The organism is Marinobacter sp. MIT932201 (assembly GCF_047123295.1).
Classification (GTDB): domain Bacteria; phylum Pseudomonadota; class Gammaproteobacteria; order Pseudomonadales; family Oleiphilaceae; genus Marinobacter; species Marinobacter salsuginis.
In genome coordinates this window covers 3,720,687-3,746,731 of record NZ_CP138917.1, presented here as the reverse complement: position 1 = coordinate 3,746,731, position 26,045 = coordinate 3,720,687, and the positions used below count along the sequence as shown (strand labels likewise).

Below are 26,045 nucleotides of genomic sequence, written 5' to 3'. Positions count from 1 at the left end.
TATATGTGTCCGGTTTACCGGACTTCAAGGTTTGTTTGTTGCAGTTTTGTGCTCTAAGGGTTGTAGATGTACCTACAGTCCTAGCTTGCCTTGCGTTCAATGGCATCCTGCCGGCCGGCCAGAGCCGCGTGGCTCAGGGCCTCGAAGCTTTCCCGGAAGTAGCTCATCACCGCATCCGGGTCGGCATGAATGGCTTTGTCCACGGTAATGCCGAACTGCACGGTGCCTGCATAACTGAGAATACTCATGCCGATACCGATACTGCCGCTCTGGGGCACCCAGAACATGGGCTGGGTCACCTTGCTGCCTGCCAGGTACAGAGGCTCTTTGGGGCCGGGCACGTTGGTCAGCACGGCGGACGCCTTGTTACTCAGCAGATCCAGTGCCCGCCGCTCAATAACATCGGGGCCTCGCCCGAAAATATCAAGCAGGCTGTAGGTGACCTGGGCCTGATAGGAGCGCTTGAGCCGGTTCATGTTCTCCTGCACCTGGCGGAAGCACATGAGCGGGTCCCTGATCTCCACCGGCAGCGTGACCAGTACCAGGCCAAACCTGTTGCCGAGGGTTTCTATGGGTTGATCCAGCGGCCTCAGGTTGAAGGGCACGGCCACGCGGATTCCGCATTCGGGGATGGTTTCCCTGTGGGCCTTGAAATGTCGTTGCAGAGCCAAGGTGACGGTGCAGAGCAGGGCATCGTTGATGGTGCCGCCCAGGGCCTTGGCGCAGGCCTTTACTTCCGCAAGATCGAGAGGATCTGCCCAGGCCACTTGCTTGCGTCCGGATAGTGGTTCCTTCAAACCGGTTTTGGGCTCTACCGGAGCCAGGCCGAGTTTGAGAAGGTCCAGAGCCACGCCGCTGGCGGTCGTCGCCAGTTTCAGCGGGTAGTTGGGCTCTTCCCGAACAGACTGGATAAACAGTTTTGCCTGGTTGGTGGCGGCTTCCGCGCTGTCTACGGCACGGTGCAGGAAGTTCTGGACGGTCGATCTCTGGCGGTGTTTCGAGCGACGCTTGCGAGCCACTTTGCCCAGCCTGGGTTCCGGCGTTTTGTCGGTGAGTGACAGCATCACCCGCACCAGCGAAATGCCATCGGCAATGCAATGGTGAATACGGATCAGCAGGGCGCCACCCTCGCCGTAATTGTCGATGTAGTGCATTTGCCAGAGCGGTTGCCGGAAATCCAGCGAGGTGCTGTTCATGTCACTGACCAGCTTCTGGAGTTCGGCTTTGTCGGCCTTGCCCGGCAGGGCGATGCGGTGTAGGTGGTTGTCCAGATCGAATAGTGGGTCGTCTTGCCAGTAGGCCCGGTCGCCCGTATCTATCACCCGCTGCCTGAACCGGTCGAAGCAGAGAAATCGCTCCTCCAGCGTATGCCGGAAGCGGCTCATTGAAAGCGGGCGCTCCAGAGTCCACACCCCACAGATCATCATGGGGTTCTGGGGCGAGTCCATGCGCAGCCACGCGCGGTCCACGGCAGACATTGGTATCTGTTTGGGTGACATAAGCGGCTCCCTTTGCCCTGCACCAGAGTTCCCGAGTATAGGCCTGTAGGAATTCTGAACAAAGAGAGTGAGTATGCGACATACCCGCCAACGCCGGCCATGACCGGCGTCAGGTATTTGCTAATTCGTGGGGGATGGAATCAAACGTTGGCTTCGCGCAGGATTCGCTGCTTCTGGCGGTTCCAGTCGCGCTCTTTCTCGGTGGCGCGCTTATCGAACAGCTTCTTGCCTTTCACCAGGGCAATTTCGCACTTCACCTTGTTGTTTTTCCAGTACAACGCCAGCGGAATGCAGGTGTAACCGGCCTGGTTCACCTTGCCGACGATCTTGGCAATTTCCTTGGCGTGCAGCAGGAGTTTGCGGGTACGCGTCGGGTCCGCGATTACGTGGGTGGATGCCGCGATCAGCGGGGTAATGTGGGAGCCAAGCAGCCAGGCTTCGCCGTCCTTGAGCAGCACATAGGCGTCCACCAGCTGGGCCTTGCCCGCGCGGAGGGATTTCACTTCCCAGCCCAGGAGGGCGAGGCCTGCTTCAAAGCGTTCCTCGATGTGATACTCGTGCTTCGCCTTCTTGTTCAGCGCAATCGTGTTGCTCGGCGTTCCGGGTTTTTTCTTGCTCATGAATCAATGAATCCGGGGTCGGACGAATGAACGGGCCGGCCTTGCTGCAGCCGGAAAAAGGCGCATTGTAGCCCAACACTGCCAGACCGGTCACGAATTCAGCGTTGTGGCGGTTTCTGGCTCGTGTGCGATGGGATCCTTCAGCTACAATACTGGCCCAGACCTTCTCCCCGACCTGTTCAGTGGCCTAAGGGAAGCGAATGCCTACGCCGTATCAGACACATATCGGGTCCTTTACCCGAAAATCAACCTTCTTCTGGGCCGCGGTGGGCGCTACCGTGGGGCTTGCCAATCTGTGGCAGTTCCCCTACCTGGCCAGCCTGCATGGTGGCGGCCTGTTCATCCTGCTTTACCTTGCCTGTCTGCTGCTGGTTACCCTGCCGCTGATGGTGACCGAGGCTGCCATTGGCCGCTATGCCCGTCACGGCATTGTCCTCGCTATGGACGGGCTGATCCGCAGTGCCAAGCAGTCCCGTGCCTGGATGGCGGTGGGCCGGCTCAGCATACTGGCGGCGTTCCTGGTGCTTTCTTTCACCGCTGTGTTCGGCGCCATTGCCCTGGCTTACGTGTTTTTCGGGGCGCTCGGCCGGTTTTCCGGTGCCGGCGAGCCGGAGGCAACCGGCATTCTGGCCGGCCTGGTGTCCGACCCCAAGGCATACCGGGTTTTCATGGGTTGGCATGTCTTTTTTCTGTTGCTGGTGTTGTGGGTCTCGGCCCAGGGGGTGGTGAAAGGGTTGGAGCGGGCCCTGCGAGTGGTGGTGCCGGGCGCCCTGGTGCTGATGCTTGTGCTCTTTGCCCTGGCAGCCTGGCACGGGCGGGTCGACGGCGCCATCGATCACATCCTGGCAATGCATCCTGAGGATCTGTCCTGGGAGAGCCTCAAGGCGGCGCTGTTTCATGCCTTCTTCACTCTCGGTCTCGGCATGGGCGTCTGGGCTATACTGGGTTCCTACACCACCTCCCACACCCGTCTGAAGCGCTCGATTCTGGCGGTGGTGCTGATGGATACCCTGGTGGCCATCCTGGCAGGCCTGATGATCTTCGCGATTGCGACCGACGGCAACAGCTTTGACGGTGAGCGAGGCTTCAGCCTGTTGTTCGTCTCCATGCCGGTCACTCTGGCCCATTTGCCGGCAAGCCAGTTCGTGATTGCGGCCGTATTTTTGCTGGTAGTGCTGATTGTCTGGACCACATCCCTGAATCTGCTTGAGCCGATTGTTGGCTGGTTCCGGGAGTGGACCGGCGCGCCGAGAAAACTGTCGGTGTTGCTCATTGGCCTGGCAGTGTGGCTGGCGGGGCTTGCCTCTCTGCTCTCATTCAATGTCTGGGCCGAACAGCGCATTGGCGGCGCTACCCTGTTCCGCTGGCTTGAACTGGTCACCGGTGGTTTGCTGATTCCCCTTGTGGCCATCCTGGTAGCGCTGTTTACAGGCTGGTGCCTGACCAGGCATCTTTCCGGTACCATGCTGGGCGCTGCACCGAAGCTGTTTACCGGCATCTGGTTCTGGGTGATGCGCCTTGTACTGCCTCTGGTCGTCGCCTGGATAGGCGTTCAGTACACGGCTTTTTCACTGGCCAATCTGTGCAGCAATGGCAATGCGGCGGCCTGGTGCGAGCGGCCTGCAAGGTTGCTCTCAGAGGTTGAAGAGGAGCCATCGAACGATCGGTCGCCTGCTGGGACACCAGCGCCATCCGATGAGCAGGCGGAAGGAGACAGGACGACGCCTGCGGCCGACCAGAAGTCGCCTGAAAAGGACGAAGGCGGTGGTAAGCCAGGCGAAAAAGCCCCAAAACAGGACGATATCCTTTATCATAGCGTGTGATTGAGGCTGTCTTCCTTTCCAGAAGTCTGCAACCTTTTCACAGCGTGTTTGCAAGCAGGACAACCGGTTCCAATGCCCCATCAGATCGATAAAACAGCTTTGGTTATGCACTCTGCCGAGCGCATGTTTCACCTGGTCAACGATATTGCCCGTTACCCGGAGTTTCTGCCCTGGTGTGCGGGAGCGGAGATTCACGAGCAGGAGCCAGAGCAGATAACTGCGTCCCTGGAGATCGCCAAGGGTGGAGTTCGCCACAAGTTGACGACCCGAAATCAGCTGCTGATGCCAGAGGCAATCGAGATGAATCTGGTGGACGGCCCTTTTCGAAACCTGACGGGCCGTTGGCACTTCAAATCCCTGGATGAGAATGCCTGCAAGGTGATCCTTACGTTGGAGTTCGAGTTTTCCGGATCGCTTTCAAGGATGACCTTCGGGCCGGTATTCAGTCAGGCGGCGAATACCATGGTAGATGCATTCTGTCGTCGTGCCGATGAGTTGTACCGTAAGGAGGGTGCATGATTCAGGTGGAAGTGGCCTATGCGAGGCCTGACCGGCAGGAAATTATTCCGGTGAATGTGCCAGAGGGAACGAGTGCTCTTGAGGCCGCCAAGCTGTCCGGAATCACTGATATTTTTCCGGAAATTGACCCTGACACCATCGATATGGGTGTGTTCGGAAAGGTGATCAAAGACCCGGCCGCCCACGAACTGCGTGAAGGCGACCGGGTGGAGCTGTATCGCCCGCTGAAGATCGATCCCAAACAGGCGCGATTGAACCGGGCGAAAAAGAAAGACCAGGCTCAGTAAGCCGGTGTTTCTTCCAGCAGTTGGGCCTCGTAGTAGGCGTACTGGTCGTCTTCGTAGTACACGATAATTCTTTGTTCCTGGATGTCTCCACCCTCTCTCTGGAACGTATACACGTAGTACTCGCGGGAGGGATCCACGGGGTTAAGCATAAGCGGCGTTCCCATCACGGCGTGCACCTGGCTACGGGGCATGCCTTCGGTCAGCTGCGTCAGCTCCTCATCGGTAACGATGTTTCCCTGCTGGACGTTGATCTTGTAAACGCCGGGGAAAACGCAACCGGATAGAACGAGAGTGAGAATCAGAGCTGTGAGCTTTTGCATCGCCGGGGGAAATCCTCTATCTTGAAATCGCCTGCCAGAGGCAGGTGTGACACGGGTTGACCGTTCAATGGCGGCTTCATCATACCGGAAGCCGTGAGGCACACCAAAGAGTGAATAGTAACATGTCATCTGAAAACGCCGAATTACGAAAAGTCGGTCTGAAAGTGACGCTACCACGCGTAAAGATCTTCAACATCCTGGAGACTGCGGAAGAGCATCATCTCAGTGCCGAAGATGTGTACAAGAAGCTTCTGGATCAAGGCGATGACGTGGGGCTGGCAACAGTCTACCGGGTGCTGACCCAGTTTGAGGCGGCGGGTCTGGTTCTCCGCCACAACTTCGAAGGCGGCCACGCCGTGTTCGAGATGGCTGGCGACGATCACCACGACCATATGGTTTGCACCCAGACTGGTGAAGTCGTCGAGTTCGTCGACGAGATCATTGAAGAGCGCCAGAAGAAGATTGCCGAAGAGCACGGTTACGAAATCGTCGATCACAGCCTGATTTTGTACGTAAAGCCCATCAAGTCCTGAACCTGATCCAGTCAGCCTGACGAAAAAAGGGGCGGGTTTTGCCCGCCCCAACAGCTCTCAGGATCGAGAGGGGTAGTGGAAAGTAGCTCGCGGCTCAGTGATGGGTTGCCTGCCCCTTCGAAAACATTTCCCGGGCATGAGCGATCGTGTGTTCGGTCATGTCCACGCCTCCCAGCATTCTCGCCACTTCACTGATTCTGCCGTGATCGTCCAGCGTCTCGATTTTCGAGAAGGTGGCGTCTTTTTCCGTAAACTTGCTGACAAACAGGTGCTGATGGCACTGGGCTGCTACCTGCGGCAGGTGGGTAACGCACAATACCTGGCCATTGCTGCCAAGCGTCCGGAGCAGTCGGCCAACCACTTCGGCAGTGCCACCGCCAATGCCCACGTCCACCTCATCGAAGACCAGCGTAGGCGTGGTAGAGGTCTGGGCTACCACCACCTGGATGGCAAGGCTGATCCGCGACAGTTCGCCGCCGGAAGCCACTTTGGCCAGTGGCCGCGCCGGTTGCCCCGGGTTGGCGCTAACCAGGAATTCAATCTCTTCCAGGCCGTGGGGCATCGGTTCTTCGCCGTTGCTGCGATTCAGGTGGGTAATGAACTGCATGTTGGGCATACTCAGCTGGGCAAGTTCGGCTGCGACCCGCTGATCGAGTTCGGCTGCTGCTTTGGCGCGGGCTTCTGACAGCTTGCAGGCCAGATCGTCGAAACGTGCTCGTTGGCTTTCCAGCTCTGCTTCCAGCTGTTCCAGGCTGCCTTCGCCGCCGTCCAACTCCGCCAGCTCGGCGCTCAGCCGCTGGTGCAATTCCGGTAATTCCTCCGGTGTGATCCGGTGTTTGCGGGCCATCTGGTAAATAGCGCTGAGCCGCTCTTCCACTTCCGCCAGGCGAGCCGGATCGGCCTCATAATCTTCGACAAAATGACGCAGATTGTCGCCGGCTTCGCTGATCTGAATCTGGGCTTCGTTCAACATCTGGATGGTGTCGGCCAGCGCGGGCACGTCCACGGGAAGCTGTTCCAGTTGTTGCAGTGCCTGGCGAACCAGGTCGGCTGCGCTGGTCTCATCTTCGGTGCAAAGCAGCGCAGCCTGGTGGCTGCTGTGCAGAACCGCGTCGGCCTGGCTCAGTTGCGCCTGCTCTTGTTCCAGTTGTTCCTGTTCGCCGTCTTCCAGAGCCAGGCGGTCCAGTTCTTCCACCTGGTAACGCAGCAGTTGCAGCTTGGCCTCCGCTTCGTCGGCGTTCTGCCGACGCTCGGTCAGCCGTTGGCGGATCTGGTTCCAGGTTTTCCAGGCCTCGCGGGTGTCGGCGGCCAGGGCTTCAACGCCGGCAAACTCGTCCACCAGTTTGCGGTGGGTGTCCTTGCGTAACAGCGACTGATGTTGATGCTGGCTGTGAATGTCCATCAACAGCCCGCCAAGTTCCTTCAAATGGTTCAGTGGGCAGGGCTGGCCATTGATGTAGGCCCGGGAGCGGCCATCCTTGCTGATCACCCGGCGCAGGATGCAGTCGTTGTCGTCATCCAGTTCGTGCTGGGCGAGCCAGTCTCCCGCTTCGGGAATGCCGGACACGTCGAAGGTGGCGGTAATATCAGCGCGCTTGGCGCCATGGCGGACTGCTCCGGCATCTGCGCGCCCGCCCATGGCCAGGCCCAGGGCGTCCAGTACGATAGATTTGCCAGCGCCGGTCTCGCCGGTGAGCGCCGTCATGCCCTTGTTGAACTGGAGTTCCACCCGTTCGGCGATGGCGTAATTGGAAACCGTAAGTTGAGTCAGCATGCAGATAACCTCCGCGTTTTTCCTGAGACCGGCAAAACACTGTGAATGTATACAGTTGCTGTGAATATATACAGGGTTTTTGTTGTTTGCAAATCAGCGGATGGGATTTTCTTCTGGAATGCAGGCATTGGTGGTTGAAACCTGAAGAGCGGGCCCCATATCCGTTCGCAACGACATTTTCCGGCTCGCTGCGGCCGGAGCCCATGTTTAACCGGCCACTGACAGCGGGCCGCATTCGAACAAGCAGGAGTAGCCATGAGCACTGACGAGAACCGGAACGAGCACGAGGAACTGAACGAAGCCCTCGAGGCTGCCAAAGAGGAAGCCCAATCTGCCGAAGGCGAGGCTGGAGAAAACGGCGAAGTCTCCGAAGTGGAAGCGCTCAAGGCTCAGGTTCAGGAGTTTCAAGAGCAGATGCTGCGCTCCCAGGCGGAGATGCAGAACGTTCGGCGTCGCGCCGAAATTGATGTGGAGAAAGCTCACAAGTTTGCCCTTGAAAAGTTCGTCAAGGAGTTGCTGCCGGTTGCGGACAGTCTTGAGAAGGCGGTCGAGAGCACTGAAGGGCACGAGGAATCGGGCGAGTTGGTTGCGTCCATCCGTGAAGGTGTGGAAATGACACTGAATCTGTTCATGTCCAGTCTGAAGAAGTTCAACGTTGAGCAGCTTAACCCTGTGGGCGAACCGTTCGATCCCCAGCAGCACGAAGCCATGTCCATGGTGCCCGCGCCTGACGCAGAGCCAAACAGTGTGGTTGCCGTGGTTCAGAAAGGCTATCTGCTGAATGGTCGGGTTGTGCGGCCGGCCATGGTGATGGTCGCCAAGGCGGAAGACGCACCAAAAATTGATGAGCAGGCTTGAAAAGCCGATTAAAGCGCCAATATAGCTAGTAAATAGCGAAAGCGGAGGCTAATCCCCTCCGGGAAAGCATTCAGAAGAATTGGAGTGACTCAATGAGCAAAATTATCGGTATCGATCTGGGAACGACCAACTCCTGTGTTGCCATCATGGATGGCGATAAGGTGAAGGTAATTGAAAACGCCGAGGGTGATCGCACCACCCCGTCCATCATCGCCTACACCGATGATGGTGAAACCCTGGTTGGCCAGTCAGCCAAGCGTCAGGCGGTAACCAACCCGAACAATACCCTGTACGCCATCAAGCGTCTGATCGGTCGTCGTTTCGAAGACGATGTTGTTCAGAAAGACATCAAGATGGTGCCTTATAAAATTACCAAGGCGGACAACGGTGACGCCTGGGTAGAAGTGAAAGGCGAAAAGATGGCGCCGCCGCAGGTGTCTGCAGAAGTTCTCAAGAAAATGAAGAAGACTGCAGAAGACTACCTGGGTGAGAAAGTGACCGAAGCGGTTATCACCGTTCCGGCCTACTTCAACGATAGCCAGCGTCAGGCCACCAAGGATGCAGGCAAGATCGCCGGTCTGGAAGTAAAGCGGATCATCAACGAGCCGACCGCGGCTGCCCTAGCCTATGGCCTGGACAAAAAGAGCGGTGACCGCACCGTGGCTGTATACGACCTGGGCGGTGGTACTTTCGACCTGTCCATCATCGAAATTGCCGACGTGGACGGTGAGCACCAGTTCGAGGTTCTGGCCACCAACGGTGATACCTTCCTCGGCGGTGAAGACTTCGACCTGAAAATCATCGAGTACCTGGCAGACCAGTTCAAGAAAGACAGCGGCATCGACCTGCGTGGCGACTCCCTGGCGATGCAGCGTCTGAAAGAAGCTGGCGAGAAAGCGAAAATCGAGCTTTCCAGCAGCCAGCAGACCGACGTGAACCTGCCGTACATCACGGCCGATGCATCCGGTCCCAAGCACATGAACGTGAAGCTGACTCGTGCCAAGCTGGAATCCCTGGTGGAGGACCTGGTTCAGCGCAGCCTCGAGCCCTGTAAGGTGGCTCTGGAAGACGCAGGCATGAAGGCCGGTGAAATCGACGAGGTTATCCTGGTCGGCGGTCAGACCCGTATGCCGCTGGTTCAGGAGAAGGTTAAAGAGTTCTTCGGCAAAGAAGCCCGTAAGGACGTTAACCCGGACGAAGCCGTGGCCATGGGTGCTGCTATCCAGGCAGCCGTTCTGTCTGGCGACGTGAAAGATGTGCTGCTGCTGGACGTAACCCCGCTGACCCTGGGTATCGAAACCATGGGTGGCGTGGCCACTCCGCTGATCGAGAAGAACACCACGATTCCGACCAAGAAGTCGCAGACCTTCTCCACAGCGGACGACAACCAGACTGCCGTGACCATTCACGTGGTTCAGGGTGAGCGCAAGCAGGCGAACCAGAACAAGTCTCTGGGCCGCTTCGACCTGGCAGACATTCCGCCGGCACCCCGTGGCGTACCGCAGATCGAAGTTACCTTCGACATCGACGCCAACGGTATTCTGAACGTGTCCGCCAAGGACAAGGCTACTGGCAAGGAACAGTCCATCGTGATCAAGGCCTCTTCCGGTCTGAACGATGATGAAATCGAGAAGATGGTTCGCGATGCCGAAGCCAACGCCGAGGAAGATCGCAAGTTCGAAGAGCTTGTTCAGGTGCGCAACCAGGGTGATGCAATGGTTCACGCCGTTCGCAAGACCCTGAAAGATGCCGGTGACAAGGTCAGCGACAGCGAGAAAGAGTCTATCGAGGCTTCCATCAAAGAGCTGGAAGAAGCTCTGGAAGGTTCCGACAAGGAAGACATCGAAGCCAAGACTCAGAAGCTGACTGAAGTCTCTTCCGAGCTGGCCCAGAAGATGTATGCAGATCAGGCTGATCAGGCGCAGCAGGCCGGTGGGCAGGAGCAGGCCCAGGGCCAGCAGTCTGACGACGCCGTCGACGCTGAGTTCGAAGAAGTCAAAGACGACGACAAGCGGTAAATCTGACGTACATCAGGCAGTTGGAAAACGCGGGGAGCTCCCCGCGTTTTCCGCGTTTAAAAACAGGGTTTTAAAAGCATGGCCAAACGCGATTATTACGAGATTCTCGGGATTTCCCGGGACGCGGACGAGAAGGAAATCAAGCGAGCCTACCGAAAGCTCGCCATGAAGTACCACCCCGACCGTAACCCGGACGACACCGAAGCCGAGAACAAGTTCAAAGAGGCCAGCGAAGCCTACGAAGTACTGGCAGAGCCGTCCAAGCGGGCTGCCTATGACCAGTTCGGCCATGCCGGCGTGGACGGCCAGGCCGGCGGTGGCGGATTCGGAGGCGGCGGTGCCAGCTTCTCGGATATTTTCGGCGATGTGTTCGGTGATATCTTCGGTGGTGGCGGTGGTCGTGGCCGCAACACCCGTGGCGCCGACCTGCGCTACACCCTGGAGTTGGATCTGGAGGAAGCTGTAAAAGGCAAGACGGTCCAGATCAAGATTCCGGGGCATCGTGAATGCGAAGTGTGCGACGGTAGCGGTGCCGAGAAAGGCTCCCAGCCGGAAACCTGCAGTACCTGTAAGGGTATGGGTCAGGTGCGCATGCAACAGGGTTTCTTCACGGTGCAGCAGGCATGTCCGACCTGTCGAGGCTCGGGCCAGATCATCAAGAACCCGTGCAAAGCCTGTCATGGCCAGGGTCGGGTTCAGGAAGAGAAGACACTGTCGGTTAAAGTGCCCCCCGGCGTGGACACCGGCGACCGCATTCGCCTTTCTGGCGAAGGCGAGATGGGCGTCGATGGCGGGCCTCCGGGCGACCTGTATGTACAGATCGCAGTGCGCGAACACTCCATCTTCACGCGCGATGGCCGGAACCTTTACTGCGAAGTGCCCATCAGCATCGTTGATGCATCACTGGGTGGGGAGCTCGAAGTGCCGACACTGGATGGCCGGGTGAAGCTGAAGATTCCGGCGGAAACCCAGACCGGCAAACTGTTCCGTCTGCGTAACAAGGGCGTCAGCCCAGTTCGGGGTGGTCCGGCCGGTGACCTGCTGTGTCGCGTGATCGTGGAAACGCCGGTGAACCTCACCAAGCGCCAGAAAGAACTGCTGGAAGAGTTCCAGAAAACCCTGGATGGCAGCAACGGCACCGAGCATGGCCCGAAGAAGAGCTCCTGGTTTGAAGGCGTTAAAAGCTTCTTCGACGAAATGAAATTCTGATCGGCCCGACAAAAAGGAACGCGAGCATGAGGGTAGCAATCATCGGCGCCGCCGGGCGCATGGGAAAAGTCCTGATCGAAGCCGTTGACGGCACCGAAGGCCTTGAGTTGGGCGCTGCGGTCGTCGAGCCGGGCAGCAGCCTGATCGGCGCCGATGCGGGCGAGATGACCGGTATTGGCAAAACCGGCGTGAAAATGGCCGGAAGCCTGGCCGATGTGAAGGACGATTTCGATGTTCTCATCGACTTCACCTTTCCGGATCTGACCCTGGAGAATGCTGAATTCTGCAAGGCCAACGGCAAGATGCTCGTCATTGGTACCACCGGCATGTCTGACGCCGAAAAACAGCAGCTGGCTCTGGCCGCCGAAGCAACGCCAGTGGTGTTCGCCCCGAACATGAGTGTGGGTGTCAACGTAGTCCTCAACCTGCTGCGCACCGCCGCGGCAACCCTAGGTGACGACTACGATGTGGAAATCATCGAAGCACATCACCGTCACAAGAAAGACGCGCCCTCCGGAACGGCCCTGCGCATGGGCGAAGTTGTCGCCGACGCACTGGGTCGCGACCTGAAAAAATGCGCCGTCTATGGCCGTGAAGGCTTTACCGGTGAGCGCACCCGCAAGGAAATCGGTTTCGAGACCATTCGTGCCGGTGACGTGGTGGGCGATCACACCGTTCTGTTCGCCACCGAGGGTGAGCGCATCGAAGTGACTCACAAGGCCAGCAGCCGGATGACTTTTGCCAAGGGCGCCATGCGGGCGGCATTGTGGCTGAAGGACAAGTCGGCGGGGCTTTATGATATGCAGGATGTGCTTGATCTGAAGTGAGTCCATTTCTCATGGACACAAACCGCCATATTTTTTACAATAAGGCGGTTTGACTGCACCAAGCGTACCTTTGCACAAAGTTTCTGAAAAAGCGGGACCGAGTTAAGACTCCGTCTCGCTTTTTTGCAACCTGAATTTGCGCTTGCGTTCCTGTTCGTGACGAACCGATACGCCACTCGATGAGGATACAAGCCTTGAGCACACCCGCAATCCTTGCACTCGCAGACGGAAGCCTGTTCTACGGCAGCGCCATTGGCGCCGACGGAGAAACCAGCGGTGAAGTGGTGTTCAACACCGCCATGACCGGCTACCAGGAAATCCTGACCGACCCGTCCTACTCCCGCCAGATCGTAACCCTGACTTACCCGCACATTGGTAACACCGGTGTGAACGAAGAAGACATCGAGTCAGACCGCATCCAGGCCGCCGGCCTGATTATTCGCGATCTGCCGCTGCTGGCCAGCAACTGGCGCAGCAAGGGAAGCCTGGACGACTACCTGCGAAGCAACAACATTGTTGGTATCGCTGACATTGATACCCGTCGCCTTACTCGCATCCTCCGGGACAAAGGTTCCCAGAACGGTGCCATCGTGGCGGGAGAAAACGCCACCGCCGAGCGCGCGCTGGAGCTCGCCAAAGCCTTCCCCGGCCTGAAAGGCATGGATCTGGCGAAAGAAGTTACCTCCGACAAGATCTGGTCCTGGAGCGAGACCGAGTGGTCCCTGGGCGAGGGCTACGGTGAACGTAAGGAATCCCGGTTCAAAGTGGTTGCCTGGGATTATGGTGTAAAGCTCAACATCCTGCGCATGCTCGCCTCCCGCGGCTGTGACATTACCGTGGTTCCGGCCCAGACCCCGGCCTCCGAAGTGCTGGCGATGAATCCGGACGGGATCTTCCTCTCCAACGGCCCCGGTGACCCCGAGCCCTGCGATTACGCCATCACCGCCATCAAGGAAGTCCTGGAAACCGAGATCCCGGTGTTTGGCATTTGCCTGGGGCACCAGCTGCTGGCCCTGGCCAGCGGTGCGAAAACCATGAAGATGGGCCATGGCCACCACGGCGCCAACCATCCGGTGCAGGATATCGACAAGGGTACCGTGATGATCACGAGCCAGAACCACGGGTTTGCCGTGGATGAGGCAACACTGCCGGCCAACGTCGAGGCGACTCACAAGTCCCTGTTTGACGGTACCCTGCAGGGCATCCGCCGGACCGACAAGCCGGCCTACAGCTTCCAGGGGCACCCGGAAGCCAGCCCCGGTCCCCATGATGTGGCCCCGCTGTTTGACGAGTTTATCCGCCTGATGGAAGCGCGATCGGCCTGAGGTCGATCGCCACGGAAAGCTCACGGGCGCCATATGTAGCGCTGCAAGAATTCAAAAGTTGCTGACAGGTTTACCAAGACATGCCAAAACGTACCGACATCCAAAGCATCCTGATCCTGGGCGCCGGCCCCATCGTGATCGGGCAGGCGTGCGAGTTTGATTACTCCGGAGCCCAGGCCTGTAAGGCGCTGCGCGAAGAGGGCTACCGGGTCATCCTGGTGAACTCCAACCCGGCCACCATCATGACCGACCCGGTCATGGCCGATGCCACTTACATTGAGCCGATCACCTGGAAGACTGTCGAGAAGATCATCGAGAAGGAGCAGCCGGATGCGCTGCTGCCGACCATGGGCGGTCAGACCGCACTGAACTGCGCCCTGGATCTGGAGCGCCACGGCATCCTGGAAAAACACGGCGTGGAAATGATCGGCGCCAACGCCGACACCATCGACAAGGCCGAAGACCGGGACCGCTTCGACAAGGCCATGAAGAAGATTGGCCTGGAATGCCCCCGCGCCACCATCGCCCATTCTATGGAAGAAGCCTGGAAAGTGGCCGACGACATCGGCTTCCCGTGCATCATCCGCCCCTCCTTCACCATGGGCGGCTCCGGCGGTGGTATCGCGTACAACCGCGACGAATTCGAAGAAATCTGTACACGCGGTCTGGACCTGTCGCCCACCAACGAACTGCTGATCGACGAATCCCTGATCGGCTGGAAAGAGTACGAGATGGAAGTTGTTCGCGACAAGAACGACAACTGCATCATCGTCTGCGCCATCGAGAACTTCGACGCTATGGGCGTGCATACCGGGGATTCCATCACCGTGGCCCCGGCCCAGACCCTCACCGACAAGGAATACCAGATCATGCGGAACGCCTCCCTGGCGGTCCTGCGTGAGATCGGTGTGGAAACCGGCGGTTCCAACGTTCAGTTCGGCATCAACCCGGACACCGGCCGTATGGTCGTGATCGAGATGAACCCGCGGGTGTCCCGTTCCTCGGCGCTGGCCTCCAAGGCCACCGGCTTCCCGATCGCCAAGGTCGCCGCCAAACTGGCCGTGGGCTACACCCTGGACGAACTGCGCAACGAAATCACCGGCGGCGTCACCCCGGCCTCGTTCGAGCCGTCCATCGACTACGTGGTCACCAAGATCCCGCGGTTCACCTTCGAGAAATTCCCCCAGGCTGACGCCCGCCTGACCACCCAGATGAAATCGGTGGGTGAGGTCATGGCCATCGGCCGCACCTTCCAGGAATCCCTGCAGAAAGCCCTGCGCGGCCTGGAAGTGGGCTCCGAAGGCTTTGATGAAAAGCTGGAAGAGCTGACCTCGGAAAACGCCCGGGAAACCCTGACCCGGGAACTGAACGTGCCCGGCGCCGACCGCGTCTGGTACATCGGTGATGCCTTCCGGGCCGGCATGAGTGTCGAGGACGTGTTCGCCCATACCAAGGTGGACCCCTGGTACCTGGTGCAGATCGAGGATCTGATCAAGGAAGAGCAGGCCCTTAAGAGCGCCGGCAAGGCCGACATCGATCAGGCCACCCTGTTCCGCCTCAAGCGCAAGGGCTTCTCCGACGCCCGCCTGGCCAAACTGCTGGGCATCTCCGAGGTAAGCCTGCGCAAACTGCGACACGACCTGGGCATCCGCCCGGTGTACAAGCGCGTGGATACCTGCGCCGCCGAGTTCGCCTCCGACACCGCCTACATGTACTCCACCTATGAGGAAGAGTGCGAGGCCGACGCCAGCGACCGCGAGAAAATCGTGGTCATCGGTGGCGGCCCCAACCGGATCGGGCAGGGCATCGAGTTTGACTACTGCTGTGTTCACGCGGCCCTGGCCATGCGTGAAGACGGCTACGAAACCATCATGATCAACTGCAACCCGGAGACCGTGTCCACTGACTACGACACCTCCGACCGGTTGTACTTCGAGCCGATCACCCTGGAAGACGTGCTGGAAATCATTCACGTCGAGAAGCCCAAGGGCGTGATTGTCCAGTACGGCGGCCAGACCCCGCTGAAACTGGCCCGTGGCCTGGAAGCGGCCGGCGTACCCATCATCGGCACCAGCCCGGACGCCATCGACCGCGCCGAGGACCGGGAACGGTTCCAGCAGATGATCCAGCGCCTGGGGCTGAAGCAGCCGGAGAACGCCACCGTGCGCAGTCACGAGGAAGGCATTCTGGCGGCCCGGGAAATCGGTTACCCGCTGGTGGTTCGCCCGTCCTACGTGCTGGGCGGTCGGGCCATGGAAATCGTCTATGACGAGGAAGAGCTGGTGCGCTACATGCGCAACGCGGTGCTGGTCTCCAACGACAGCCCCGTACTGCTGGACCACTTCCTGAACGCCGCCATCGAGGTGGACATTGACGCCATCTCCGACGGTAAGGATGTGGTGATTGGCGGCATCATGCAGCACATCGAGCAGGCCGGCGTGCACTCCGGCGATTCCGCCTGTTCACTGCCGCCGTACACCCTGTCCCAGCAGGTTCAGGACGAGATGCGCGATGCGGTCAAGAAGATGGCCATCGAGCTGGATGTGATCGGCCTGATGAACGTGCAGCTGGCCTGGCAGGATGGCGAGATCTACGTGATCGAGGTAAACCCGCGAGCCTCCCGGACCGTGCCGTTCGTCTCCAAGGCCATCGGTGTGTCCCTGGCCAAAGTCGCCGCCCGGGTAATGGCCGGCAAGACCCTGGCCGAACTGGGCTTCACCCAGGAAATTATTCCGCGTTACTACGCGGTGAAAGAATCGGTGTTCCCGTTCAACAAGTTCCCGGCGGTGGATCCGATCCTGGGGCCGGAGATGAAGTCGACCGGTGAGGTCATGGGCCTGGGTGACAGCTTTGACGAGGCCTTTGCCAAGGCCGCGCTGGCGGTGGGCGAGCGTCTGCCTGCCAAAGGCACCGCCTTCATGTCTGTACGGGATGTGGACAAGCCGGGCGCCGCCAAGGTGGCGCGGGATCTGGTGGAAGCCGGATTCAAGCTGATTGCCACCACCGGCACCGCCAAGGCCCTGAAAGAGGCCGGAATCGAGGTGGATCGGGTGAACAAGGTCCGTGAGGGGCGTCCGCATATTGTGGATGCCATCAAGAACGGTCAGGTTCAGCTGATCATCAATACCACTGAAGGTCGTAAGGCTATTTCCGACTCAGCGCAGATCCGCCAGTCGGCCTTGCAGACCAAGGTGACCTACACAACAACACTGGCGGGCGGCGAAGCCTTCTGCCGGGCCATCAAGTTTGGCCCGGAGCGCACTGTACGCCGCCTCCAGGATCTTCACGCAGGAAAGTGAGACTATGGCTGACAGAGTACCGATGACAAAGGCGGGCGAAACCCGCCTCCGCGAGGAGCTTCAGAAGCTGAAGTCCGAGGACCGTCCGCGGGTTATTGCGGCGATTGCCGATGCCCGTGAACACGGCGACCTGAAAGAGAACGCCGAATACCACGCTGCCCGAGAGCAACAGAGCTTTATTGAAGGCCGGATTCAGGAAATCGAAGGCAAGCTCTCAGCTGCTCAGGTTATCGACGTGACCACCATGGAGAACACTGGCAAGGTGATCTTCGGTACCACGGTGCATCTGCTGAACATGGACACCGACGAGCAGGTAACCTACAAGATCGTTGGTGAGGATGAGGCGGATATCAAGGCGGGTAAGCTGTCGATCTCTTCTCCCATTGCCCGGGCGCTGGTGGGCAAGAGCGAAGGCGATGTGGTTGCCATTCGCGTGCCTTCCGGTACCGTGGAATACGAGATCGAGCAGGTCGAATACGTCTGATCCGATCTGCAGGTAACAAAAAGCCGGCTCGGGTTTCCCCAGCCGGCTTTTTTGTTCCTGCTTCCCCTGGCGTCAGGTCAGTGCTTGTGGCGCAACAGGTTGGAAAGCTTGGGGTTGGGCTGCTTGGCCCGACGCAAAATAACGGCGATCTTTCCGATGGTCTGGACCAACTCGGCGCCGGAGGACTCGCACAGGGCCGTAATAGCTTCCTGCCTCGCTTCACGATCCTGGCTGGCCACCTTGATCTTGATCAGCTCGTGATCGTTCAGTGCGCGCTCCAGTTCTTCCTGGAGTCCTTCGGACAGGCCTTTGTCGCCTACGATGATGACGGGCTTGAGGTTGTGGGCAATGGCCCGGTATTCCCGGCGCTGTTCCGGTGACAGACTCATGATGTAATCTCTTTATCGGTGCAATTAACAAAAGGTCAGCGGCGAAAGTGCTGACTCAAACGTATAATTGGCGAATTGTACCAGATCGCCTTGCTGTAAAAATGGCCGTTAACACGTACCAACGTGGTTGCTGCAGGCTGAAGGAACCAACCCGGGGGCGACGGGTCAAAATGCTCGAACGAACTGAGCCATATCCGGGGTTACTGTTGTAATTTCAGATATGGCACCCAATATGAGAGTTAAAGGGTACTTTTCATCGAAGAGAGTTGTGCGTGGTTTGTGGCCGATACGGATGGGCCGTTTCTGGTGGACGGGCGTACAATTGGTGTAAGGTGTCGGAAAAGGGTGCTTTGCGAAAGGTATTCCCTTCAATTCACAGGTGATGATCCTTGAACGATATGGCAAAAAATCTGGTTCTCTGGCTAATCATAGCCGCCGTGCTGCTGATGGTGTTTCAGAATTTCTCTCCCACCACCACCGGCCAACAAGTCAACTATTCCCAGTTTGTGGAGATGGTCCAGCAAGGCCAGGTCCGTCAGGTCACAATTGATGGGTTGCAGGTTCAGGGTACCCGTGGTGACGGCTCCCAGTTCCAGACAATCCGTCCTCAGGTGTCTGACAACAAGCTGATGGACGATCTGCTCGCAAACAACGTCGAGGTCATTGGTAAGGAGCCTGAGCGCCAGAGTCTGTGGACTCAGCTGCTGGTGGCTGCATTCCCGATACTGATCATCATCGCACTGTTTGTGTTCTTCATGCGCCAGATGCAGGGCGGCGGTGGCGGCAAAGGCCCCATGTCGTTCGGCAAGAGCAAGGCGCGCCTGATGAGCGAAGACCAGATCAAGACCACCTTCGCGGACGTGGCCGGTGTTGATGAGGCCAAGGAAGACGTGAAAGAGCTGGTGGACTTCCTCCGGGATCCGAGCAAGTTCCAGCGCCTCGGTGGCAGCATTCCGAAGGGCGTTCTGATGGTCGGCCAGCCTGGTACGGGTAAGACCCTGCTTGCCAAGGCCATTGCCGGCGAGGCCAAGGTGCCGTTCTTCTCCATCTCGGGCTCCGATTTTGTCGAGATGTTCGTGGGTGTGGGTGCGTCCCGGGTTCGCGACATGTTCGAGCAGGCGAAGAAGCAGAGCCCGTGCATTATCTTTATCGACGAGATCGACGCCGTCGGCCGCCATCGTGGTGCCGGCATGGGCGGTGGTCACGACGAGCGTGAGCAGACCCTGAACCAGTTGCTGGTTGAGATGGACGGTTTTGAGGGTAACGAAGGCGTTATCGTCATTGCTGCAACCAACCGTCCGGATGTTCTTGACCCTGCGCTGTTGCGTCCGGGTCGTTTTGACCGCCAGGTGGTGGTCGGTTTGCCGGATATTATTGGCCGTGAGCAGATTCTGAAGGTGCACATGAAGAAGGTGCCCCTGGCGGATGGCGTGGAGCCCGTTCTGATTGCTCGTGGCACGCCAGGATTTTCCGGTGCGGATCTCGCCAACCTGGTGAACGAGGCAGCTCTGTTTGCGGCCCGTCGCAACCAGCGTCTGGTGTCCATGGAAGAATTCGAACTCGCCAAAGACAAAATCATGATGGGCGCCGAGCGCAAGTCCATGGTGATGAGCGAGAAGGAAAAGCGCAACACGGCGTATCACGAGTCCGGGCACGCGATTGTCGGCCGGTTGATGCCGGAACACGATCCGGTCTATAAGGTGAGTATTATCCCTCGCGGTCGTGCTCTGGGTGTCACCATGTTCCTCCCCGAAGAGGACAAGTACAGCCACAGCAAGCGCTTCCTGATCAGCTCCATCTGCAGCTTGTTCGGTGGTCGTATCGCGGAAGAGCTGACACTCGGCTTTGACGGCGTTACCACCGGTGCGTCCAACGACATTGAGCGGGCGACCAGCCTGGCGCGGAACATGGTGACTCGCTGGGGTCTGTCCGAAAAGCTTGGGCCTTTGCAGTACGACACCGACAGTGAAGAGCCTTTCCTCGGCCGCTCTGCGGGCCAGTCCCAGACGGTGTATTCGCCGGAGACGGCCCAGCGCATTGATGAGGAAGTCCGGAATATCATCGACAGCTGCTACGAGAAAGCCAAGCAGATCCTGATCGACAACCGGGAAAAGCTCGATCTGATGGCCGAAGCCTTGATGAAATACGAGACTATCGACCGTTACCAGATCGACGACATCATGGAAGGTCGCGAACCGCGTCCGCCCAAAGGTTGGGATGGTAGTGGCCCCACTGGAGGCGTGAAGGCCGATGAGCCCGAAGCGGCGCCGGAGCCGAAGTCCTCGGATGACGGCCGTCATCCCGGTGTTGGTCGACCGGCTGGAGAGCACTGACAGTCAGTGGCTTCCGGTTAGAAATAGTGTAATTCCCTGCGCCGCCCGGATTCCGGGCGGCGTTTGTTTTTGTCATTGAAAAAAGGTTTGCCATGAAAATGAATTTTGCCGGCCGGGAACTGGATATGTCCCGCTGCCATGTGATGGGCATCTTGAATGTAACACCGGATTCGTTTTCCGATGGCGGGCAATTCAACCGGCCTGATGCGGCCCTCGCCAGAGCAAGGCAGATGGTTGCTGATGGCGCCACTTTCATCGATATCGGCGGCGAATCCACGAGGCCGGGAGCGACGCCGGTCTCCGTCCAGGAGGAGCTGGATCGGGTATGCCCGGTGGTGGAAGCCGCTGCCCGGGAGCTGGATGCGGTGATTTCGGTAGACACCAGTGCACCGGAAGTCATGGCCGAGACAGCAAACCTCGGCGCCGGGCTTATTAATGATGTTCGCGCGCTTCAGCGTGACGGTGCTCCGGAAGTTGCTGCACAGGCGAGTATCCCCGTTTGCATCATGCATATCCAGGGGGAGCCGGATACCATGCAGGATCGCCCCGAATACCGTAACGTGCGGCGCGAGGTGAGTGCCTTTCTCACGGAGCGTTTGCGTGTTGCAGAGCTTGCCGGTATTCGCCCCGAAAATATCCTTCTCGATCCCGGCTTCGGTTTCGGCAAGAGCCTTGAGCACAATCTGCAGCTGCTTGCCTGTCTTGAGCAGATGCATATCCTTGGGCATCCGTTACTGGTTGGCGTTTCCAGGAAGTCCATGCTGGGGCATATCACCGGCCGGGACGTGAACGAAAGGTTGCCTGCAAGCGTTGCGGCCGCGACAATAGCGGCCATGAAGGGTGCGAGCATTATTCGCGTGCACGATGTAAGGGAAACAGTAGACGCCGTCCGTGTGGTGGCGGCAGTGAAGGAGGCAGGTTAATGTCCGAGAGAAAGTACTTTGGTACGGACGGTATTCGCGGACGCGTGGGTGAGTTTCCGATAACGCCGGAATTCATGCTCAAACTGGGTTGGGCCGCCGGCCAGGCCTTCAAGCGGGATGGTCAGCGCAACAGCGTGCTGATCGGCAAGGATACCCGGCTTTCCGGTTACATGTTCGAGTCCGCCCTGGAAGCCGGCCTTGCGGCTGCAGGCGTCGATGTAAAGCTTCTCGGCCCGATGCCGACGCCCGCCATTGCCTATCTGACCCGCACTTTCCGTGCCTCGGCGGGTATCGTAATCAGTGCCTCCCACAACCCACATCATGATAACGGTATCAAGTTCTTCTCGGCGGCCGGTACCAAGCTTGATGACGCCCTGGAGGCAGAGATTGAGCGCTGGCTGGATAAGCCCATTGAAGTCTGCGGGCCAACCGAGCTGGGCAAGGCCTCCCGAGTGGATGATGCCCCCGGCCGTTATGTGGAATTCTGCAAGAGCACCGTGCCCAACGAGTTTACCCTCGACGGGATGAGCATCGTGCTGGATTGTGCCCATGGTGCCACCTACCACGTGGCGCCCAAGGTGTTTCGTGAGCTTGGCGCCAAAGTGTCGGTGATTGGCGCTGATCCGGATGGGCTTAACATCAATCTGAACGTCGGCTCCACGCATCTGGACGCACTCAAAGCCGCAGTGGTCGAGAAACGCGCTGACCTGGGCATTGCGTTCGATGGCGATGGCGACCGGGTTTTGATGGTGGACCGTGACGGCTCTGAAGTGGACGGCGATGAGCTGCTCTACGTCATTGCCTCCCAGCGGTTTGCGGAAGATCGCCTTAAAGGCGGCGTCGTGGGTACGCTGATGACCAACCTGGGCGTTGAGCTTGCGCTGAATGAAATCGGAATCGAATTCGAGCGCGCGAAAGTTGGCGATCGTTACGTGATGGAGCGGCTGCTGGCGAACAACTGGGTTTTGGGTGGCGAGGGCTCTGGCCACATGGTTATCCGCGACTGCACCAGCACCGGCGACGGTATCGTTTCGGCGCTGCAGGTTCTGCTCTCTGTCTGGAAGTCCGGGAAAACGCTTTCCGAGCTGCGCCAGGGTATGAGCAAACTGCCCCAGAAAATGATCAATGTCCGGGTAGAACAGCGTTTCGATCCGTTCAGTCGTGACGATATCGTAGCTGCGGTTCGTAAATTCGAAACAGAGTTGGGCGGCTCCGGCCGAATTCTGCTCAGGGCCTCCGGAACCGAACCGCTGATCAGGGTGATGGCGGAAGGCCAGGATGCAAACGAAATTTTGCGAGTGGTCGAGGAGTTGGCGAAAGTCGTGGAGAAATCCACCGCTTAATTTTGTGTTTTCAGGCGGTTGTCTGCCGGGAGGGAGTGCTGTATAGTTCGCCCTCCCTCACGTTCGGGAACTGTTATGCGTCGAAAGATCGTAGCCGGAAACTGGAAAATGAACGGGTCGAAAGGCCTGGCGCAGACGCTGGTAAGCGATGTGCAATCCCAGGCGGCCTCTCTTGATAATGGCGTCGAGGTTGTTATTATTCCTCCCGCAATTTATGTCGGAGACGTGGTCGCGAACGCAGGTGGTAGTCTGTCGGTTGGCGTTCAGAACGTGGGGCAGTGGAGTTCCGGTGCCTACACCGGCGAGATTTCTGCGGAAATGGCGGTGGATCAGGGTTGTCAGTATGCCCTGATCGGGCACTCCGAGCGTCGTCAGCTCTTTGGTGAGTCAGACGATGTGGTCGCAGAAAAGGTTGGCCGGGTCATCGCCGCCGGGCTTCATGCAGTGCTCTGTGTCGGTGAGACTCTGGAAGAGCGCGAGGCGGGAAAAGCCGAGTCTGTGGTCGCTTCTCAGGTGAAGGCCGGGCTGGCAGGCGTTGCAAAAGATCAGTGGCAACGCGTGATTGTTGCTTACGAGCCGGTCTGGGCAATTGGCACAGGCAAAACCGCGACGGCGCAAGATGCTCAGGCAATGCATGCGTCGCTCCGACAGGTGCTTTCAGAGATGGGCGCGCCGGCGAATGAGATATCCCTGCTTTACGGGGGCAGCGTAAAAGCGGATAATGCAGCCGCTCTTTTTGCCGAGCCGGATATTGACGGCGGTTTAATTGGCGGAGCGTCGCTTGTAGCAGAAGATTTTGTGAGTATTTGTCGGAGTGTTCCGGCGAGTACCTGAATTTAAAGGTTCGCGAGAGTCGTTATGGATTGGGTAGAAACACTGGTAGTCGTTGTGCACGTGGTTATCGCGGTGGCGCTGGTGGGTCTGGTGCTGATCCAGCAGGGCAAAGGCGCCGACGCTGGTGCTGCCTTTGGTGGTGGTGCTTCCCAGACGGTTTTTGGTAGCCAGGGCAGCGGCAGCTTTCTGACCCGCTTTACGACCCTGCTCGCAGTGGTATTTTTTGTAACAAGTTTCTCGCTGGCGATTTTTGCCAAGCAGCGTGCCGAAGTGGCAGGGGAAGCGGGTATTCCTGTTGTTCAGGAATCCAGCAGTTCCGCCCCGGCTGACACCGCTGCCGATAACGGCGAATCCGCAGCCAGCGAAGCCGAGGGTGGGGAGTCTGATCTCCCTGAGCTCGAGTAAGAATGTTGCCCGGGTGGTGAAACTGGTAGACACGCTATCTTGAGGGGGTAGTGGCGAAAGCCGTGCCGGTTCGAGTCCGGCCCCGGGCACCATATTAGAAGAAAAACGGCTTGGAGTTTCCAGGCCGTTTTTTTTGGTCAGTCCTTGACCAGTCTGTCCGGCGTCTCTATACTCCGGCGGATATTGGGACCTGCCGCGTGGTGCTGGCGGGTTTCTGGCAGGCCAGGTGTCTGTCAGCAGGAAATGGTACACCGGTTTGTTTCCTGCGAGTTCTTGCAACAAAAGGCCCCATTGTTCGGGGCTTTTTGATTAAGGGGCCTGGCGCAACGGGCCCTGGTGCATAAAAAGGGCTGATAAAACAGCCCTTTTTTTGTTTTTGGGGCCGGTAAATTGATAACGGAGAAGGCACAACTTGTCAGCCAAGCTTAAGCAACTGGAAGACATTCTTCAGCCCGTCGTGGAAGGTCTGGGGTATGAGTTCTGGGGCATTGAATTCCGCTCGCAGGGCCATCATTCCCTGTTACGGGTGTTTATTGACGATGCCGAGAACGGCATCGGCATCGACGACTGCGAAAAAGTCAGTCGTCAGATCAGCGGTGTGATGGATGTGGAAGATCCCATCCAGACCGAATACACGCTTGAGGTCTCATCCCCGGGGATGGATCGCCCGCTGTTTCGTCTTGAGCAATACGAGGCCTTTGTTGGTCACCAGGTTCAGATTCGTCTCCGGATGGCGTTTGAAGGTCGCCGGAAGTTTCAGGGGCTGATCAAAGGCGTGGAAGGTGATGATGTGGTTGTGGTCGTTGATGATCACGAATACCTGCTGCCATTCGACAGCATTGAAAAAGCCCACATCGTGCCGGTATTTGAATGAACAAACTGAACGAAGTCCGTGGACGCACAGTTGATTTAAAGGGCAGGGCAATCCAATGAGTAAAGAGATCTTGCTGGTGGTTGAATCCGTCTCGAACGAGAAAGGTGTCGAGAAGGATGTGATTTTCGAGGCGATCGAGCTGGCACTGGCCACCGCTGCCAAAAAGCGCTTTGAAGACGAAGAGGCGGATATCCGCGTAGCAATCGACCGGAAAACCGGCGAATACGAAACCTTCCGCCGTTGGCTCGTGGTCGATAACGATGCCGTTCCTGCGCTTGGCACTGAGCTTACCCTGCAGGAAGCCGAAGAGATCGACCCGGCCCTGAAGCCCGGTGATATCCACGAGGAGAAGATCGAGTCTGAAGCCTTTGGCCGCATCGGAGCCCAGGCCGCCAAGCAGATTATCTTCCAGAAGGTTCGTGAGGCAGAGCGCACCAAAATCGTGGACAGCTACCGCGACCGCGTTGGTGAGCTGGTTTCGGGTACTGTAAAGAAGGTGACCCGGGACAATGTCATTGTTGATCTGGGTGCCAACGCAGAGGCGCTGTTGCCCCGTGAATACCTGATCCCGCGCGAGACGTTCCGCATGGGCGACCGTGTGCGCTCCCTGCTGCTGGAAATTCGCACCGATCATCGCGGCCCTCAGCTGATTCTGAGCCGCACCTCTCCGCAGATGCTGATCGAACTGTTCCGCATTGAAGTGCCGGAGATTGCTGAAGAGCTGATCGAGATCCGTGGTGCCGCCCGTGACCCCGGTTCCCGGGCCAAGATTGCGGTGAAGACCAACGATCGGCGTATCGATCCCGTTGGTGCCTGCGTTGGTATGCGAGGCTCCCGGGTTCAGGCAGTGTCCAATGAGCTGGGCGGTGAGCGTGTTGATATCGTGCTGTGGGACGACAACCCGGCCCAACTGGTAATCAATGCCATGGCGCCGGCAGAAGTTGCGTCCATCGTTATGGATGAAGACCGGCACACCATGGAAGTGGCTGTGGCGGAGGACAACCTGGCGCAGGCAATCGGCCGGAACGGACAGAACGTTCGCCTGGCCACGGACCTGACAGGCTGGACCCTGAACGTGATGACCGAGGAAGAAGCCGGTGAGCGTCAGGAGCAGGAATACAGCCGGCTTGTCGAGCATTTCACTGGCAATCTGGACGTTGATGAAGAATTTGCCGGTGTGCTGATCGAGGAAGGGTTTACCTCCATTGAAGAGGTGGCCTATGTGCCAATGGAAGAGATGCTGGCGATCGAAGGCTTTGACGAAGAGACCGTCACCGAGCTGCGCCGTCGTGCCAAGGACGTTCTGCTGAACCAGGCCCTGGCAAGCGAGGAAGCGCTCGAGGGTGCCGAGCCGGCAGAAGATCTTCTGGGAATGGACGGCATGGACCGTAGCCTGGCCTTTAAACTGGCCGGCATGGGTGTGCGCACCATGGAAGATCTGGCAGAGCAGTCGGTAGACGACTTGCTCGAGATTGAAGGTATGGATGAAGAGCGTGCTGGTCAGCTTATCATGACCGCGCGTGCCCCCTGGTTTGAAGACCAGGCCTAA

At 58.4% G+C, this 26,045-nt stretch carries 23 protein-coding genes and 1 tRNA gene; 19 read left to right on the top strand and 5 right to left on the bottom strand.

What is annotated here, in order from left to right; genetic code table 11:
• Nucleotides 1-80: 80 nt before the first annotated feature.
• Together SIC15_RS17255 and smpB are read right to left on the bottom strand one after the other, a co-directional pair.
• Nucleotides 81-1,499 (bottom strand): WS/DGAT/MGAT family O-acyltransferase, encoded by a 1,419-nt coding sequence (locus SIC15_RS17255; protein WP_412536536.1) that lies wholly within the window; start codon nt 1,497-1,499, stop codon nt 81-83.
• A 140-nt stretch (nt 1,500-1,639) separates the two neighbouring features.
• The gene (gene smpB, locus SIC15_RS17250; protein WP_064229984.1) at nt 1,640-2,119 is read right to left on the bottom strand and encodes an SsrA-binding protein SmpB; all 480 of its coding nucleotides are present in this window, start codon (nt 2,117-2,119) and stop codon (nt 1,640-1,642) included.
• 200 nt (nt 2,120-2,319) lie between these two features.
• On the opposite strand from smpB, the gene SIC15_RS17245 reads away from it, so the two are divergent.
• The 3 genes from SIC15_RS17245 (at nt 2,320) to SIC15_RS17235 (ending at nt 4,748) form a co-directional block, all read left to right on the top strand.
• Nucleotides 2,320-3,942 carry a sodium-dependent transporter gene (locus tag SIC15_RS17245; protein ID WP_412536535.1) on the top strand — a complete coding sequence of 541 codons (1,623 nt, stop codon included), beginning with the start codon at nt 2,320-2,322 and terminating at the stop codon, nt 3,940-3,942.
• Between the two features lie 72 nt (nt 3,943-4,014).
• Nucleotides 4,015-4,461: a type II toxin-antitoxin system RatA family toxin gene (locus tag SIC15_RS17240; RefSeq protein WP_209400075.1), complete on the top strand. Its 447-nt coding sequence runs from the start codon at nt 4,015-4,017 to the stop codon at nt 4,459-4,461.
• The gene (locus SIC15_RS17235; protein WP_291908280.1) at nt 4,458-4,748 is read left to right on the top strand and encodes an RnfH family protein; all 291 of its coding nucleotides are present in this window, start codon (nt 4,458-4,460) and stop codon (nt 4,746-4,748) included. Before SIC15_RS17240 ends, SIC15_RS17235 begins: the two co-directional genes overlap by 4 nt.
• On the opposite strand, the gene SIC15_RS17230 is transcribed toward SIC15_RS17235, so the two are convergent.
• Entirely contained in the window at nt 4,742-5,068 is a 327-nt protein-coding gene (locus tag SIC15_RS17230; RefSeq protein ID WP_069181925.1) for an outer membrane protein assembly factor BamE, read from the bottom strand. The genes SIC15_RS17235 and SIC15_RS17230 overlap by 7 nt on opposite strands.
• Nucleotides 5,069-5,190: 122 nt before the next feature.
• Here SIC15_RS17230 and fur point away from each other — a divergent pair, with 122 nt between their 5' ends.
• On the top strand, nt 5,191-5,601 hold the full coding sequence (gene fur / locus SIC15_RS17225) for a ferric iron uptake transcriptional regulator (RefSeq protein ID WP_069181924.1): 411 nt from the start codon (nt 5,191-5,193) through the stop codon (nt 5,599-5,601).
• Between the two features lie 94 nt (nt 5,602-5,695).
• On the opposite strand, the gene recN is transcribed toward fur, so the two are convergent.
• Entirely contained in the window at nt 5,696-7,375 is a 1,680-nt protein-coding gene (recN, locus tag SIC15_RS17220; RefSeq protein ID WP_412536534.1) for a DNA repair protein RecN, read from the bottom strand.
• A gap of 255 nt (nt 7,376-7,630) precedes the next feature.
• On the opposite strand from recN, the gene grpE reads away from it, so the two are divergent.
• The 7 genes from grpE to greA all read left to right on the top strand — a co-directional run bounded on the left by grpE (nt 7,631) and on the right by greA (nt 17,395).
• Nucleotides 7,631-8,233, top strand: coding sequence for a nucleotide exchange factor GrpE (grpE, locus tag SIC15_RS17215; RefSeq protein WP_069181923.1), 603 nt, complete (start codon nt 7,631-7,633; stop codon nt 8,231-8,233).
• A 92-nt stretch (nt 8,234-8,325) separates the two neighbouring features.
• Complete coding sequence (gene dnaK / locus SIC15_RS17210; protein WP_069181922.1) at nt 8,326-10,251, top strand: molecular chaperone DnaK; 1,926 nt, start codon at nt 8,326-8,328, stop codon at nt 10,249-10,251.
• A 78-nt stretch (nt 10,252-10,329) separates the two neighbouring features.
• Nucleotides 10,330-11,460 carry a molecular chaperone DnaJ gene (gene dnaJ / locus SIC15_RS17205; RefSeq protein WP_153637481.1) on the top strand — a complete coding sequence of 377 codons (1,131 nt, stop codon included), beginning with the start codon at nt 10,330-10,332 and terminating at the stop codon, nt 11,458-11,460.
• A 26-nt stretch (nt 11,461-11,486) separates the two neighbouring features.
• On the top strand, nt 11,487-12,287 hold the full coding sequence (gene dapB, locus SIC15_RS17200) for a 4-hydroxy-tetrahydrodipicolinate reductase (protein ID WP_412536533.1): 801 nt from the start codon (nt 11,487-11,489) through the stop codon (nt 12,285-12,287).
• Between the two features lie 194 nt (nt 12,288-12,481).
• The gene (gene carA, locus SIC15_RS17195; protein WP_412536532.1) at nt 12,482-13,612 is read left to right on the top strand and encodes a glutamine-hydrolyzing carbamoyl-phosphate synthase small subunit; all 1,131 of its coding nucleotides are present in this window, start codon (nt 12,482-12,484) and stop codon (nt 13,610-13,612) included.
• Between the two features lie 80 nt (nt 13,613-13,692).
• Nucleotides 13,693-16,911, top strand: coding sequence for a carbamoyl-phosphate synthase large subunit (gene carB, locus SIC15_RS17190; RefSeq protein ID WP_069181918.1), 3,219 nt, complete (start codon nt 13,693-13,695; stop codon nt 16,909-16,911).
• Between the two features lie 4 nt (nt 16,912-16,915).
• The gene (gene greA / locus SIC15_RS17185; protein ID WP_082905172.1) at nt 16,916-17,395 is read left to right on the top strand and encodes a transcription elongation factor GreA; all 480 of its coding nucleotides are present in this window, start codon (nt 16,916-16,918) and stop codon (nt 17,393-17,395) included.
• A 77-nt stretch (nt 17,396-17,472) separates the two neighbouring features.
• Here the strand turns inward: greA and yhbY are convergent, their stop codons facing one another.
• Nucleotides 17,473-17,784, bottom strand: coding sequence for a ribosome assembly RNA-binding protein YhbY (yhbY, locus tag SIC15_RS17180; protein ID WP_069181917.1), 312 nt, complete (start codon nt 17,782-17,784; stop codon nt 17,473-17,475).
• 389 nt (nt 17,785-18,173) lie between these two features.
• Here yhbY and ftsH point away from each other — a divergent pair, with 389 nt between their 5' ends.
• From ftsH to nusA, 8 genes are all read left to right on the top strand, one after another.
• On the top strand, nt 18,174-20,117 hold the full coding sequence (ftsH, locus tag SIC15_RS17175; RefSeq protein WP_194839041.1) for an ATP-dependent zinc metalloprotease FtsH: 1,944 nt from the start codon (nt 18,174-18,176) through the stop codon (nt 20,115-20,117).
• 92 nt (nt 20,118-20,209) lie between these two features.
• The gene (folP, locus tag SIC15_RS17170) at nt 20,210-21,040 is read left to right on the top strand and encodes a dihydropteroate synthase (RefSeq protein WP_412536531.1); all 831 of its coding nucleotides are present in this window, start codon (nt 20,210-20,212) and stop codon (nt 21,038-21,040) included.
• A complete protein-coding gene (gene glmM, locus SIC15_RS17165; protein ID WP_412536530.1) occupies nt 21,040-22,383 on the top strand; it encodes a phosphoglucosamine mutase in 1,344 nt (447 codons plus the stop codon). Before folP ends, glmM begins: the two co-directional genes overlap by 1 nt.
• Nucleotides 22,384-22,458: 75 nt before the next feature.
• On the top strand, nt 22,459-23,217 hold the full coding sequence (gene tpiA / locus SIC15_RS17160; RefSeq protein ID WP_412536529.1) for a triose-phosphate isomerase: 759 nt from the start codon (nt 22,459-22,461) through the stop codon (nt 23,215-23,217).
• 24 nt (nt 23,218-23,241) lie between these two features.
• Nucleotides 23,242-23,622: a preprotein translocase subunit SecG gene (secG, locus tag SIC15_RS17155; RefSeq protein ID WP_412536528.1), complete on the top strand. Its 381-nt coding sequence runs from the start codon at nt 23,242-23,244 to the stop codon at nt 23,620-23,622.
• Nucleotides 23,623-23,629: 7 nt separating this feature from the next.
• Nucleotides 23,630-23,714 (top strand) — tRNA-Leu (locus SIC15_RS17150).
• Between the two features lie 320 nt (nt 23,715-24,034).
• A complete protein-coding gene (gene rimP, locus SIC15_RS17145) occupies nt 24,035-24,496 on the top strand; it encodes a ribosome maturation factor RimP (RefSeq protein WP_064230003.1) in 462 nt (153 codons plus the stop codon).
• Between the two features lie 55 nt (nt 24,497-24,551).
• Entirely contained in the window at nt 24,552-26,045 is a 1,494-nt protein-coding gene (gene nusA / locus SIC15_RS17140; RefSeq protein ID WP_136630326.1) for a transcription termination factor NusA, read from the top strand.

What these genes read in the sequence shown, in the direction of transcription:
- SIC15_RS17255 (WP_412536536.1), bottom strand. Translation starts at nt 1,499, where the DNA reads ATGTCACCCAAACAGATACCAATGTCTGCCGTGGACCGCGCGTGGCTG.
- smpB (WP_064229984.1), bottom strand. Translation starts at nt 2,119, where the DNA reads ATGAGCAAGAAAAAACCCGGAACGCCGAGCAACACGATTGCGCTGAAC.
- SIC15_RS17245 (WP_412536535.1), top strand. Translation starts at nt 2,320, where the DNA reads ATGCCTACGCCGTATCAGACACATATCGGGTCCTTTACCCGAAAATCA.
- SIC15_RS17240 (WP_209400075.1), top strand. Translation starts at nt 4,015, where the DNA reads ATGCCCCATCAGATCGATAAAACAGCTTTGGTTATGCACTCTGCCGAG.
- SIC15_RS17235 (WP_291908280.1), top strand. Translation starts at nt 4,458, where the DNA reads ATGATTCAGGTGGAAGTGGCCTATGCGAGGCCTGACCGGCAGGAAATT.
- SIC15_RS17230 (WP_069181925.1), bottom strand. Translation starts at nt 5,068, where the DNA reads ATGCAAAAGCTCACAGCTCTGATTCTCACTCTCGTTCTATCCGGTTGC.
- fur (WP_069181924.1), top strand. Translation starts at nt 5,191, where the DNA reads ATGTCATCTGAAAACGCCGAATTACGAAAAGTCGGTCTGAAAGTGACG.
- recN (WP_412536534.1), bottom strand. Translation starts at nt 7,375, where the DNA reads ATGCTGACTCAACTTACGGTTTCCAATTACGCCATCGCCGAACGGGTG.
- grpE (WP_069181923.1), top strand. Translation starts at nt 7,631, where the DNA reads ATGAGCACTGACGAGAACCGGAACGAGCACGAGGAACTGAACGAAGCC.
- dnaK (WP_069181922.1), top strand. Translation starts at nt 8,326, where the DNA reads ATGAGCAAAATTATCGGTATCGATCTGGGAACGACCAACTCCTGTGTT.
- dnaJ (WP_153637481.1), top strand. Translation starts at nt 10,330, where the DNA reads ATGGCCAAACGCGATTATTACGAGATTCTCGGGATTTCCCGGGACGCG.
- dapB (WP_412536533.1), top strand. Translation starts at nt 11,487, where the DNA reads ATGAGGGTAGCAATCATCGGCGCCGCCGGGCGCATGGGAAAAGTCCTG.
- carB (WP_069181918.1), top strand. Translation starts at nt 13,693, where the DNA reads ATGCCAAAACGTACCGACATCCAAAGCATCCTGATCCTGGGCGCCGGC.
- greA (WP_082905172.1), top strand. Translation starts at nt 16,916, where the DNA reads ATGGCTGACAGAGTACCGATGACAAAGGCGGGCGAAACCCGCCTCCGC.
- yhbY (WP_069181917.1), bottom strand. Translation starts at nt 17,784, where the DNA reads ATGAGTCTGTCACCGGAACAGCGCCGGGAATACCGGGCCATTGCCCAC.
- folP (WP_412536531.1), top strand. Translation starts at nt 20,210, where the DNA reads ATGAAAATGAATTTTGCCGGCCGGGAACTGGATATGTCCCGCTGCCAT.
- glmM (WP_412536530.1), top strand. Translation starts at nt 21,040, where the DNA reads ATGTCCGAGAGAAAGTACTTTGGTACGGACGGTATTCGCGGACGCGTG.
- tpiA (WP_412536529.1), top strand. Translation starts at nt 22,459, where the DNA reads ATGCGTCGAAAGATCGTAGCCGGAAACTGGAAAATGAACGGGTCGAAA.
- secG (WP_412536528.1), top strand. Translation starts at nt 23,242, where the DNA reads ATGGATTGGGTAGAAACACTGGTAGTCGTTGTGCACGTGGTTATCGCG.
- nusA (WP_136630326.1), top strand. Translation starts at nt 24,552, where the DNA reads ATGAGTAAAGAGATCTTGCTGGTGGTTGAATCCGTCTCGAACGAGAAA.